General features: G+C 70.0%; 12 protein-coding genes and 1 tRNA gene. 6 read left to right on the top strand and 7 right to left on the bottom strand.

What is annotated here, in order from left to right:
- Window positions 1-125: 125 nt before the first annotated feature.
- Window positions 126-1,346 carry a homocitrate synthase/isopropylmalate synthase family protein gene (locus BN1959_RS07535; protein WP_053948070.1) on the bottom strand — a complete coding sequence of 407 codons (1,221 nt, stop codon included), beginning with the start codon at window positions 1,344-1,346 and terminating at the stop codon, window positions 126-128.
- Between the two features lie 150 nt (window positions 1,347-1,496).
- Between BN1959_RS07535 and ilvD the strand changes: the two genes are divergently transcribed.
- From ilvD to BN1959_RS07520, 3 genes are all read left to right on the top strand, one after another.
- Entirely contained in the window at window positions 1,497-3,242 is a 1,746-nt protein-coding gene (gene ilvD, locus BN1959_RS07530) for a dihydroxy-acid dehydratase (RefSeq protein ID WP_053948069.1), read from the top strand.
- A 69-nt stretch (window positions 3,243-3,311) separates the two neighbouring features.
- A complete protein-coding gene (locus tag BN1959_RS07525) occupies window positions 3,312-4,586 on the top strand; it encodes a HEAT repeat domain-containing protein (RefSeq protein WP_053948068.1) in 1,275 nt (424 codons plus the stop codon).
- A gap of 67 nt (window positions 4,587-4,653) precedes the next feature.
- Window positions 4,654-5,031, top strand: a complete 378-nt coding sequence (locus tag BN1959_RS07520) for a hypothetical protein (protein WP_053948067.1) — start codon at window positions 4,654-4,656, stop codon at window positions 5,029-5,031.
- Window positions 5,032-5,034: 3 nt separating this feature from the next.
- On the opposite strand, the gene BN1959_RS07515 is transcribed toward BN1959_RS07520, so the two are convergent.
- The gene (locus tag BN1959_RS07515; protein WP_053948066.1) at window positions 5,035-6,957 is read right to left on the bottom strand and encodes a serine hydrolase domain-containing protein; all 1,923 of its coding nucleotides are present in this window, start codon (window positions 6,955-6,957) and stop codon (window positions 5,035-5,037) included.
- Between the two features lie 93 nt (window positions 6,958-7,050).
- On the opposite strand from BN1959_RS07515, the gene BN1959_RS07510 reads away from it, so the two are divergent.
- Window positions 7,051-7,947 carry a winged helix-turn-helix domain-containing protein gene (locus BN1959_RS07510; RefSeq protein WP_053948065.1) on the top strand — a complete coding sequence of 299 codons (897 nt, stop codon included), beginning with the start codon at window positions 7,051-7,053 and terminating at the stop codon, window positions 7,945-7,947.
- Here BN1959_RS07510 and BN1959_RS07505 read toward each other — a convergent pair.
- On the bottom strand, window positions 7,932-8,666 hold the full coding sequence (locus tag BN1959_RS07505; protein ID WP_053948064.1) for a protein sorting system archaetidylserine synthase: 735 nt from the start codon (window positions 8,664-8,666) through the stop codon (window positions 7,932-7,934). The two genes, BN1959_RS07510 and BN1959_RS07505, sit on opposite strands and share 16 nt — an antisense overlap.
- A 91-nt stretch (window positions 8,667-8,757) precedes the next feature.
- Here BN1959_RS07505 and BN1959_RS07500 point away from each other — a divergent pair, with 91 nt between their 5' ends.
- Window positions 8,758-9,198 (top strand): cupredoxin domain-containing protein, encoded by a 441-nt coding sequence (locus tag BN1959_RS07500; protein WP_053948063.1) that lies wholly within the window; start codon window positions 8,758-8,760, stop codon window positions 9,196-9,198.
- Between the two features lie 101 nt (window positions 9,199-9,299).
- On the opposite strand, the gene BN1959_RS07495 is transcribed toward BN1959_RS07500, so the two are convergent.
- From BN1959_RS07495 to BN1959_RS07480, 4 genes are read right to left on the bottom strand one after another with little or no spacing between them, the layout of a single operon-like run.
- Window positions 9,300-9,929, bottom strand: a complete 630-nt coding sequence (locus BN1959_RS07495) for a 30S ribosomal protein S3ae (RefSeq protein ID WP_053948062.1) — start codon at window positions 9,927-9,929, stop codon at window positions 9,300-9,302.
- Window positions 9,926-10,168 carry a KEOPS complex subunit Pcc1 gene (locus BN1959_RS07490; RefSeq protein WP_053948061.1) on the bottom strand — a complete coding sequence of 81 codons (243 nt, stop codon included), beginning with the start codon at window positions 10,166-10,168 and terminating at the stop codon, window positions 9,926-9,928. The genes BN1959_RS07495 and BN1959_RS07490 overlap by 4 nt, the downstream gene beginning before the upstream one ends.
- The gene (locus BN1959_RS07485) at window positions 10,165-11,304 is read right to left on the bottom strand and encodes a hypothetical protein (RefSeq protein ID WP_053948060.1); all 1,140 of its coding nucleotides are present in this window, start codon (window positions 11,302-11,304) and stop codon (window positions 10,165-10,167) included. The genes BN1959_RS07490 and BN1959_RS07485 overlap by 4 nt, the downstream gene beginning before the upstream one ends.
- Window positions 11,305-11,772, bottom strand: coding sequence for a 30S ribosomal protein S15 (locus BN1959_RS07480; RefSeq protein WP_053948059.1), 468 nt, complete (start codon window positions 11,770-11,772; stop codon window positions 11,305-11,307).
- Between the two features lie 243 nt (window positions 11,773-12,015).
- Here BN1959_RS07480 and BN1959_RS07475 point away from each other — a divergent pair.
- Window positions 12,016-12,087, top strand: a tRNA-Ala gene (locus tag BN1959_RS07475).
- Window positions 12,088-12,173: the final 86 nt, after the last annotated feature.

The following is a 12,173-nucleotide window of genomic DNA, read 5'->3' as shown; positions in this document are numbered from 1 at the left end:
GTGTGGCGTCGTCGCGTCATGGACGGAGCCATGACACCGACCGTGATAACTCTTTCCGCGCCACGGCACACCGTGACACGATCGCGAGCGCCGCGGCTGGCGCGGCGCGCCGTTACGGGGAGCCATCAGGCTGGCCCCTCCGGAACGCGTTCGGGATCGCGGTCGACGCCGTTGGCCTCGGCGACGGTCTTCAGCGTCTCCTCGGTGATCTCGTCGCCGTCGGCACCGCGATCCTTCACCTCGCGAGTGACCGCCCGGACCTGCTCGTCGGTCGGGTCGTAGCCCGCCTCGCGCAGGCGCTCGCGGACGGAGTGGGTGCCCGTGTGCTTGCCCAGCACCAGCTCGCGCTCGGCGCCGACCATCTCCGGCGTCATCACGCCGGGCTCGAACGTCGCCGAGTTCTCGATGACGCCCGCGGCGTGGATGCCGGACTCGTGGGCGAACGCGTTCTCGCCGACGATCGGCGCGTTGGCCGGCTGGTCGACGCTGCTGCGCGCCTCGACCGTGCGGGCGAGGCCGGTGATCGCGGTGGTGTCGATCCCGGTGTCGGCGCCGTAGACGCTCTCGGCAGCCATGACGACCTGTTCGAGCGCGGCGTTGCCGGCGCGCTCGCCGATGCCGCCGACGGAGACCTGCGCCTGATCGGCGCCGGCCTCGAAGCCGGCGAGGGCGTTCGCGCTCGCGAGCCCGAAGTCGTCGTGGGTGTGCACGTCGATCCGGGCGTCCGTGTGCGCCCGGACCGTCCGGATCAGCGACGCGAACCGCCCGGGGGTCGCGACCCCGCAGGTGTCCGGAACGTTGATCCAGTCGACGCCCACGTCCGAGACCGCCTCGATCACCTCGGCGAGGTACTCCGGGTCGGTCCGGGTGGCGTCCATCGGGGAGAACATCACTTCGGCCCCGGATTCGGCGGCGCGTTCGACGCTGTCGACCGAGCGCTCGATCACTGCCTCGCGGCTGGCGTGCATCGAGTCCTCGATCTGGACGTCGCTGGTCGACGCGAACACGTGGACCAGATCGACGCCGGCGTCGATGGCTGCCTCGACGTCCTTCTCGACGACGCGAGCCAGCCCGCAGACCGTTGTGTCGGCGGCCGACGCGATGTCGCGGACCGCCGTGAACTCCGCGTCGGAGTTCACGGGGAAGCCCGCCTCGATCACGTCGACGCCGGCGCTGTCCAGCGCGGCGGCTATCTCGCGTTTGTCGTCGTAGGAGAACGAAGTTCGGGGCGACTGTTCACCGTCTCGCAGGGTCGTGTCGAAGATCCGAGCTGTGGCGAACTCGGGATCAGTTCTCAACGTGCCCTGGGAGAACTCGATCCGCCGGGGTTTCCGACGCTCCCTCAGTGTCGTGAGACATTGCGTCCCACGCTACCTCGTACCAGTACTTGAACCTGTCGCCCGGAACCATCACGATTAATAAGCCACGTGTCGTAGTTGCGGGGCTCCGCACCACACCCGGAACGGAGTTAAGTGCCCCCGACCGTGGGTGACGGTATGAGTAAACAGGACACGCCGGACCGAGAGCAGCGAGGCGGCGAGGAGAAGCCCGCCGACCTCCGGAGCCGGGAAGTGACCGAGGGCGCCGATCGTGCGCCACACCGTGCGATGTTCCGCGCGATGGGGTTCGACGACGAGGACCTCTCCTCTCCGATGGTCGGCGTCGCCAACCCCGCGGCGGACGTGACGCCGTGTAACGTCCACCTCGACGACGTGGCCGACGGCGCGATCGACGGCGTCGACGACGCCGGCGGGATGCCCATCGAGTTCGGGACGATCACGATCTCCGACGCCATCTCGATGGGGACGGAGGGAATGCGCGCGTCGCTGATTTCCCGGGAGGTAATCGCCGACTCCGTCGAACTGGTGGCGTTCGGCGAGCGCCTCGACGCGCTGGTGACGGTTGCGGGCTGTGACAAGAACCTCCCCGGGATGCTGATGGCCGCGATCCGGACCGACCTGCCGAGCGTGTTCCTCTACGGCGGCTCGATCCTTCCCGGCCAGCACGAGGGGCGGGACGTGACCGTCCAGCACGTGTTCGAGGGCGTCGGCACGTACGCACAAGGGGAGATGAGCCGCGAGGAACTGGACGAGTTGGAGCGCAACGCCTGTCCCGGCGCGGGCTCCTGTGGCGGGATGTTCACCGCGAACACGATGGCCTCGATCAGCGAGGCACTCGGGCTCGCACCGCTGAGCAGCGCCTCCCCGCCCGCCGAGAGCGAGGGCCGGAGTCGCGTCGCCGAGCGCGCGGGCGAACTCGCACTCGACGCCGTCGAGAACGACCGCCGCCCCTCCGACATTCTCAGCCGCGCGTCGTTCGAGAACGCGATCGCGGTGCAGGTGGCGATGGGCGGCTCGACGAACGCCGTCCTCCACCTGCTCGCGCTCGCACAGGAGGCTGGGATCGACCTCACGATCGAGGACTTCGACGAGATCAGCCGCCGAACGCCGAAGATCGCGAACCTCCAGCCCGGCGGCTCGCGGGTGATGAAGGACCTCCACGACGCCGGCGGCGTGCCGGTCGTTATCCGCCGGCTGACCGAGGCCGGCCTGTTCGACGGCGACGCGATGACCGTCACGGGTCGAACAATCTCGGAGGAACTAGAGACCCTCGACCTCCCGGCCGACAGCACGCTGGACGAGACGGACTTTCTCCGGCCCGTCGACAACCCGTTCCACGAGGAGGGGGCGATCAAGATCTTGCAGGGGAACCTCGCGCCCGACGGCGCCGTCCTCAAGGTCACCGGCGAGGACCAGTTCCACCACGAGGGGCCGGCCCGCGTCTTCGAGAGCGAGGAGGACGCGATGCAGTACGTGCAGGAGGGCGGGATCGAGTCGGGCGACGTGATCGTGATCCGCAACGAAGGGCCCCGCGGCGGCCCGGGGATGCGCGAGATGCTGGGCGTCACCGCGGCCGTCGTCGGGCAGGGCCACGAGGACGACGTGGCGATGGTGACCGACGGGCGGTTCTCGGGTGCCACAAGGGGTCCGATGATCGGGCACGTCGCCCCGGAGTCGTTCGTCGGCGGCCCGCTCGGCGCGCTGCAGGACGGCGACCACGTCACGATCGACATCCCGGACCGGAGCCTCGACGTGGATCTCTCGGAGGAAGAGATCGACCGACGGCTCGACGACCGGGAGCGCCCGGAACCCTCGTACGCGGGCGGCGTACTCGGAAAGTACGGTGCACAGTTCGGCTCGGCCGCCGACGGCGCAGTCACCAACCCCGGGCTGGAGCGGTAGTCTCGCTTCGGCCGTCGCGGCGCGCTCGGAAGGGAAACGCCTTAATCAGTTTCGGACCCAGTCACACGTATGACTGACGAGGAGGAGCCGACCGAGGCCGAGGAGGAGGCGCTCCAGCTCTCCGCAGAGGAGATGGAGTCACGCCTCGACGAGGCGAGCGAGGCACTCGAGGCGGCCGAGACCGAGGCCGACCTCGACGAGGTCGAAGCCACCCTCGACCGCGTCGCCGAGGCGTTCGAGACCGCCGAGTTCGACGAGGACGACGAGGCGGCCGAGGAGATCGAAGGCCAGATCGACGAGCTCCGCGAGGGGATCGAATCCCAGCGCGGCCCCTACGCCGAGGACGTGCTCGAGGAGATCGAGTCGCTCCAGAACCAGCTCACCGAGACGCGCTGGACCGCCAACGGGACGCCGGCGACCCAGGCGGCCGTCGACGACTACCTCGATGCCGCGGGCGACGCGCTCGGCACCGAGTTCGGCAGCGCCGAGGACGAGGAACCGGAGGCGCTCGCCAACGAGCTCGACGCCGTCGCCGACGCGATCGAAGAGGCCGACCTCGACGCCGACGCGGACGCCGACACGCTCGCCGCGCTGGTCGAGGCCACCGACGACCTCGGCGACGGGCTGGAAGACGCCGAGGAGTGGGACGACCTCGAAACCAACGAACAGCTCCGGGCGGAGGGGTTCTACGACGTGCTCGGCCACTACAAGGACTACCCCGTCGAGTGGGCCGCGCTGAAGGAGCACGAACAGCAGGGCAACGTCGAGCAGGTGCTCCGCGCGCTCGACGCGCTGGAGTCGGAGTTCATGGAGCGCCACTGCATGGAGGCGCTGACCCGGATGGGCGACCCCGCGGCGTTCGACGAGATGCACGCCCGCGCCCAGAAGCGCGACAAGCCCGGAATCGAGGCGCTCGGGAAGATGGGCGCCGGCGCCGAGGACGCCGTCGACACGCTGGTCGAGTACGTCGACGAAGACTCGGACCCGCAGCTCCAGAAAGTCACGTTCCGCGCGCTGGGCGAAATCGGCAGCGAGGAGGCCACCCAGGCGCTCGCGAACAAGCTGGAGATGGAGAACGACAAGGTCCGCCCGCTCGCGGCCCGTGCGCTCGGGCTGATCGGCGACACGCGCGCGATCGAGCCGCTCGCTGCGACGATCGAGGAGGACGAGGAACGCACCGTCCGGACCGCCGCGGCGTGGGCGCTCCGACAGATCGGCACCGAGGCGGCGCTCGAAGCCGTCGCCGAGTACGAGGACGCACGGGAGTACACGCTCCAGACCGAGGCGGAGAAAGCCCGCGAGACGCTCGAGGCCGACGACGACGCGGCGGCCGTCGAGGCCTGATCGCCGCCTTACGGTGATTGCTGCTGCGGAAGCGATCTATTAAGACCCCGACCCGCGAGGAGAAGGTGTGAACGATCGGTACCAGGGGCTCGTCCGACTCGTCGAGAAGCAGGCCGGTGAGAACTTCCGTTCGGCGATTCGCTACGACGAGGACGGCTGGACCGCGCTGTACATCCGGAAAGATCTCGCGACGGCCGACCTCCAGCGGGTGGTGCCGGGGCTCACACAACGCGCACGCGATGCCGAACCGTTGATCCGCGAGCAGGATTACGACGGGCTGGGCGCCCAGCGCGCGTCGATCTCGCTCCACGCGAAGGCGGTGCTGATCCACTACCGCGAGGGCGAGGACGCCGGTGTCGTCGTCACCCTCGATAAGGACGTAGCCCGGAACCTAGCCGACTTCGTCGCGCGCTGTGAGGGTATCCTCGAAGCGTCGGCCGACTGACGCTCAGGGCGGCGGGGCGAGCAGGTTCCAGTACCGGAGCAGCCAACAGAGCCCCGCGAGCGACGCCGCGACCAGCGTGTAGTGGATTCTCGCGAGTCGGCTACCGTCGCCCGCGAGCCACAGGCGGCCGGCGTAGCCGAGGCTCCCCACCGCGCCGGCGAGCCCCAGCATCGGCCCCGCAAACAGCGCCCGGAACGTGACAGGCGGGTCCGAGAGGACGCGGTACGGCGTCACCCCGAGGTGGACGATCACCAGCGCCAGCCCGCCGAGTGTCGCGAGGAATCCACCTGCCGCTACGAGCTTTGCCCGATTCATTCGTGAGCCGAGGAGCGTCTCCCAACTCACGTCGCCGACCTCGCCGGCCCGCTCCGCCCGGAGCCGCCGGTAGAGCGCGCCGGCGGGCCAACCCCCGACCGAAGAGAGCGCCCCGAACATCGTGAGGAGTGCGAGGATCCCGTGCAGTTGGAGCCGATCGACGCCCTCGACACGGCCGAATGCGGTCGGACTGCCGCCGGTGAACAGGTACTGGATCGTCCCGCCGTCTTCCCCGAACGCGATCCGGCGGCCGTCTGACTCGTGCTGAAACACCAGCGGCTCGATCTCGACCCAGCGGTTCGTGCTGTCGCCGCGTTCCGTGACGAGCGCGCCGTCGTCGGCGACACGGACACGGAGCGTGGGGGCGTTCAGCACCGACGTCGTTCGGTCGTGCCACGTGTGTGACTGCTGGAGCGCACGGTAGGTCCCAGTCAGTTCGTCGGCGCGCGTCGGCTGCCCGTCGGGTGAGAGCGAGCGCGGTTCGGTGTCGGGCAGGAGCTCTTCGAGCACGCCGTCGACCACGTCGGCCGCGGCGCTTCCGTTTGCGGCGTTGAGCCCGACGAACAGGCCGAAGTCGTACTCAGGAACGAGCACGAGATGGCTGTAGAACGACAGCGTCGCGCCGTTGTGCCAGAGCGTCCGAACGTCGCCGTGGAACTCCTCGAACAGCCCGAACCCCATCCCAGCGAGCTGCTCGTGGTGGGTCGCCCACTGGTCGTGCATCGCGTCGATCGTGCCGGGTTCGAGCACCTGTTCGCCGCCGACAGCGCCGCCGTTCAGGTGGAGTTCGAGAAATCGGGCCACGTCGTCGGCCGTCGCCGACAGCGAGCCTGCGGGCCGGAGGCCGACTAGGGGGAACTCGCCGTCGCGGTACGGACCCGTTCCACCGTGACCGGTCGCGTGGCTCCCGGCGAGCGAGTCCGGGAGCGGCTGTTCGAAGCTGCTCCCGCTCATCCCGGTCGGGCCGAGGAGCGCGTCGTCGATCGCGCGGTGGAACGGCTCGCCGGCCGTCGACGCCAGCACCTGCCCGGCCAGTGCGTAGCCGAAGTTCGAGTACGCGCCGACGGTGCCGGGCTCGCGAACCTGCTTCTGTGGCTCCGTTTCGAGCAACGTCGCAAGCGGCCGGAGGCTTCCGACGTCGGGGTACCACATCCCGCGGTTGGACGCCTCGAACCCGCCGCGGTGGGTGATCAGCTCCGCCAGCGTGACTGGCCGTTCGGGGGCGAGTGGCCCGTCGACGTACTCGGAGACGGGCTCGTCGGGATCGATCTCGCCACGCTGGATCGCATCCATCAGCGCGGTCGCAGTGACCGACTTCGAGACGGAGCCGAGCCGGAACGCGGTCTCGGCGGGATCGATCTCCCCACCCTGTTCCCGGTCGGCGACGCCGTACCCTTTCGTGAGGGTGCTGTCGCCGTCCACCACTGCGACGGTGGCGCCGGGGACGTCGTGCTCGTCAAGGCTCGCCGCGACCAGGTCGTCGAGCGTGGCTTCGATCTCGGACTGGGCGGGTGACGGCGACGCGGTCGCCGTCCGGGGTCCGACTGCGGCCGCGGCACAGCTGGCGCCGACGCCGGCGAGGAACCGGCGCCGGGAGAGGGCCTGTCGCATGTGTCGGTGCCTGGGCGGCCGCCGTGAAATACGTCGGGAGTACCGAGTTACTCCTCCACAACCTATACGTCGGGCGGAGGACACGAACGGACGATGACTGGCAGTGACGGCGACGGGGCGACCGCGGGGCCGGACGCCGACCCGTTCTCGGTGCTGGGCAACGAGACGCGCCTCCGGATCGTCGACGCGCTGTACGAGCAGACGGTTGCCGCCGACTCGCGGGACGGCTGTTCGTACTCCCGGCTCAAGGGGGCGGCGGGGGTTCGGGACAACGGGAACTTCAACTACCACCTCGACGTACTGCGGGACCGCTTCGTGGAGAAAGCCGACGAGGGGTACCGCCTCAGCTTCGCGGGGTTCGAGATCGCCAAGTCGCTGCGTGCCGGCGCGTGGCAGGGCCACGAGCCCCGCGAGCCAGTCGAGATCGAGGCGTCGTCGCCGCTGGTCGACGGCCGACCGCTGTACGCGAGCTACGAGGAGAGTCTAGTCCGGGTCCACGCGGCCGACGAGGAGCCGGTGTTCCAGATCGCCGTCAGGCCGAGCGGGGCGGCCTACCGCGACCTCCACGACCTCGCCGACGTGATGTCCGCACAGCTGGTGACGGCGGTCGAGCGGGCCCAGCGCGGCGTCTGCCCGTACTGTCACGCGCTGCCCGAGCGGTCGGTCGAACGGTCCCCGGGCGAGGAGCCGCGGCACCGCTTCGTCGCCGACTGCCCGGAGTGTGGCCCGCTGTTCGAGGTGCCGGTCGGCGCGGCGGTCGCGCGCCACCCGGCGGTGGTTTCGTTCTACTGGGCACGCGGCGTCGACGTGCGGAAACGACGCCTGTGGAACCTCGACGTGTACGGGGGCCACGCGGTCGAGAAGCACGGGGAGCGGACTCGGCTCCGGATCGACCGCGACCGGGCGGCGCTGACGCTCGTGCTCGACGAGGATGGGCAGGTGGTCGACTCGACGGTGGAGGATGTCGAAACCGCTCAGCGCCGCCAGTAGAGCATCGGGCCCAAGACGAGGTACGCGAGTGCGACGTACAGCAGGCCGAACGCGAAGCCGCGGCCGTACAGCCCCGGCAGCAGGACGGCGCCGGCCTGAACGACCCCCATCACCAGTGCGTCCTGTGCGTGGAGGTCGGGGTAGACGACGTCACAGAGCATCAGCGGCGTCAGGACCGCCGCGAGCGCGAGCAGGAAGCCGGCGTCGTGAAAGCCCATCAGGACGGTCCCGGCACCGCGGTAGCCCGTGAGCACGATCGCGCCGAAGATCGTCGCCGCGAGCGTCGTCGGCACGCCGACAGTCTCGTCGCTGTCGGTGTCGTAAGCGGTGTACAGCCCTAGTCTGGTGACCGCGGCGGCGACGTACAGTGCGGGCACGACGACGCCGGCCAGCGCGAGCAGTGCTTCCGTCGAGACGCCGGAGAGCAGCGCTGCCGGCGTCCCCCACTCCCGGCGCGCGACGACGGCGACGAGGGTCGCGGGGGCGACGCCGAAGGTGGCAACGTCGGCCAGCGAGTCGAGGTACGGGCCGGCCTCGGTGCCGCCGTACTTTCGGGCGACGACGCCGTCGAGCCCGTCAGCGATCGCGCCCAACAGCACGAGCCGGGCCGCGAGGCCGATGTCGACGGTCGCGGCGACGGCCGCGAGAAACCCCAGCGCGGCGTTCCCGACGGTGACGGCGTCGGCTGGACCGAGACGGCCGAGCGACCGCAAGCGCATGGGCGACCGGAAACACGGCGGCGGTTTACGTGTTTACCTTCGGGGTGACGGAATCACGGCGCCTAAATCGCTCGACCTCCAAGGCCGAGATATGGACCGCCGACGCTACCTTGCCGCCGCCGGGGCTGCCGCCGCGGCGAGTCTCGGGGGCTGTCTCGGGCTGACGCGGGGCGAGAACACCGAGTTCGACGTGGGGATGCGACCGAGTTCGTTCGACCCGCCGACAGTCACCGTCGCCGTCGGCGAGGAGGTCGTCTGGGAGAACACAGGCACCCGCGATCACACGGTCACCGCCTACGAGGCGTCGCTCCCCGACGGCGCCGAGTTCTTCGCGACCGGCGGCTACGAGAGCGAGGACGCCGCCCGGCAGGCCTGGAGCAACGGGACCCAGGGCGCGCTGAGCAACGGCGACCAGTTCACCCACACGTTCGAGATCCCCGGCGAGTACGACTACTTCTGTATCCCCCACGAGAGCGGCGGGATGGTGGGGAGAGTGATCGTCGAGGACCGAACGCCGACGGCGAGCGAGTAGCTCTCGACGCCCCCGATCGGCGACGGTCGGGCGCGTGGCCGGCGACGCCGCTCGCGACCGGTGAAAAAGCGAAAAAGCGCGTGAATCCGCCGAAACGAGGGCTACTCCTCGACGTCTTCCTCGTCCACGTCCACAGAGGCTTCCTCCTCGGCCGCGACCTCCTCGGGTCGGGCTTCGAGAGTCAGCTTCTGGACCTCGACGCGGCGCAGCGGGTAGATCTCCTTGGCCTCGCCGTAGATGGCCGAGGACACTCGGCCCTCGACGACGCTGTCGACGAGCTGCTCGAACGTGCGCTCCTCGGCGGCCTCCTCGACGATGTCGGTCATCACCGAGCGGATGGCCTGCTCCTGCGAGCGGTCGGCCTTCTGGGTCGTCAGCGCCACGGGCTGGATCTTGACGCGGTAGTCGTCAGTCGTCAGCAGCGTGACGGTGGCAGCGACCTTCGAGGCGCCGCGGCGCACCAGCGAGCGCAGGTAGTCCCGCGTGAGCTCGTACTTGATGAACTCGGTGTAGGCGGCGTCGCTGCCCACGTCGTTGATCTTGAACGTGAGCTTGCTGTTGTTCTGTCCCTGGTCGCCCTCCATCTCGCCCAGCGTGGTCTCGATGGTTCGGCCGACGACCTGGTTCGGTTCCTCCGCGACGGTCTCACCGATCTCGGCCCGGTCGAACTGCTCGGGCGCGAGCACGGTGTACCATCGTTTACCTTCGATCTTGGTGGATGTCTCGCTCATGGTTGAGTAGTGTCCCGAGCCGTCTCGCAGACGGCGTCGGCGACGGTGAGGTTGACGACGTAGTCGTCGACGGAGGCGGCCAGCCCGCCGGCGTCCTCGCGGACGATGGCGGTCCGGACCGTGTCGCCGTCGACGGTCGTCGTCATCGCATCGGTGTTGTCGGGAGCGAGCGCGGCCGCCACCGTTCCCGCGTCGTCGTGGGTGGTGGCGATCGTCGCCTCGTGGCGATCCCCGCTCATAGCGCCTCCCGGAACGCGTCCGTGAACTGTTCGGTGTCGCTGTCGAAACGCGCCCAGCCAGTCGTCTCCGTGCCGTGACCAGTGCCGTCGACTGCGCTCGTGGCGGTCGTGACGGCGCTCTCGATCCCCGACTCGCCGGCGGCGGCCGCGGCGCCGTCGGTGACGGCGAGCGCGACCGGCTCCGGCGAGCGGAACGCCAGCGCGAGGCGGGCGACCGCCGGCAGGACCGCGGGGTCGGCATCCTCGATATCGAGGAGCCAGACGCCGTGGTGCCGGCGAGTCGTCGCCGACCGCAGCCCGCCGTGGACCGCCGCGCCGTACTTCCGCCACGCCGCGAGCGCGGCGTCGGTCGTGTCGTCGGACCCCTCGCCCAGCGCCAGCGGGATGCCGGCGGCCGGGGCGGTCCGCGCGACGGCGTCCAGCACGTCGGCGCAGCCGCCGAGCGTGCGGAACGGCGCGTCAGGCGTGACGTACGGGCGGAGCGCGCGCTCGACCTGCGTCGCAGCGCGTTCGGCGGCTCCCTCGGCGGCCACCGTGTCGACGGCGACCAGCGAGGCGAGTCGACGGTCGAACGCCCCGCCGCTGCCGTCGTCGTCGCCGGCCGCGTGTGCCTCGCCCCCGGCGTCGAGTTCGGCGACCAGCGCGGCCGCCGCGTCCTCGTCGCCCGAGAACGGGCCGTGCAGCAGCGTCGACGCGGCGAGCCCGGTCGGCACGTCCTCGGTGGGGAGCGCCAGTCCGGGCTGTCGGTCGATCAGCGCCGAGTCGCGTGCGGCGTCGAGCGCCGCGTCGGCCGACTCGACGGTCTCGCCCGCGGCGATCGTGCCGGCGAGGGCGAGGATCGGGTCCGGACCGGTGCCGAGACGGCGAGCCAGTTCGAACGCGGTCGGGCTCGCCGGCCGGTCGAGCGTCGCGTCGCCGTCGACGGCGGTCGGCCCGATCGTGACGGTGACGGCGTCCTCGGTGTTCGGGGCGTCATCGAGGCGGAGCTGGAACGGGGTGTCGGTCCCGGCACACGCCCGGGCGAGGAGGCCGGCAGCCGCGAGGCTGTCGCCGTCGCTGGCGGCGGCGACCCGGACGAACGGGGCCGCCGACAGGGTTTCGGCGAGTGGCTCCTCGACTGGGCGCGCTTTCGACATTTAGCCTTCGAGGATCTCTTCGGCGGTCTCGTAGTCGTACTCGAAGTCGGCGTCGAGCTCGTCGCCCTGGTAGTAGTTGACCAGGCGACGGATCTTGGACTCGGTGTTCTGCAGGGCGCGCTTGTTCTGGGCGTCCTGCGGGTTCCGGTCCATGTGCTTGCGCAGGCGGACTGCGCGCTCCATCAGGTTCCGCAGATCCTCGGGGAGGTCGGCGTCGGCGTCGTTCTCCTCGAGGATCTCGGTGACTTTCTTCCCGGTCGCCAGCTTGACGTCCGGGATGGGCGTGCCCTTCACGCCCTCGTCGCGCAGTTTCAGGCCGATCTGACTGGGGTCGTGGCCCTGCTCTGCGAGTTCGACGACGCGGGATTCGATCTCCTCGGCGTCGACGTCGCTCCACTCCGGCGGCTCGTCTGCCGCAGGGGCGTCCGAACCGGACGACCCGCGGCGGCGTGTATGCATTCGTGCCATTGTCTGAGTTGGAACGGCACTGACCGCGAAAAGACCGACTACACGTCGGTACACTTCCGCAATCCCAAGCTCGGTCGGTCCGAGCGAGTCAGATTTGCGGCCGTGCTGTTCCCAACGGAGGGTGGCCGTCGAGGGGCTTAATGGCTTTCCATCCGCGTCGACGATGCCGGTGTGGACCTCCCCCACGCCGTCCGGGCATCGAAGCCCTTAATAATTCGACCGCGGTACGATTGAGTGCGACGAGGGCTCGTAGATCAGTGGTAGATCATCCCCCTGGCACGGGGAAGGCCCGGGGTTCAAATCCCCGCGAGTCCACTCGAATTCTACCGGCGCGCAAGGGGTTTGGAGTTCTTACTCTTTCCCGCGGCGTCCCGTACTCGCCACCGTTTCCTGCCGTCGCT

Origin of the sequence: Halolamina sediminis, assembly GCF_001282785.1 — an archaeon.
GTDB classification, from domain to species: domain Archaea; phylum Halobacteriota; class Halobacteria; order Halobacteriales; family Haloferacaceae; genus Halolamina; species Halolamina sediminis.
This window is presented reverse-complemented; position numbering and strand designations above follow the sequence as displayed.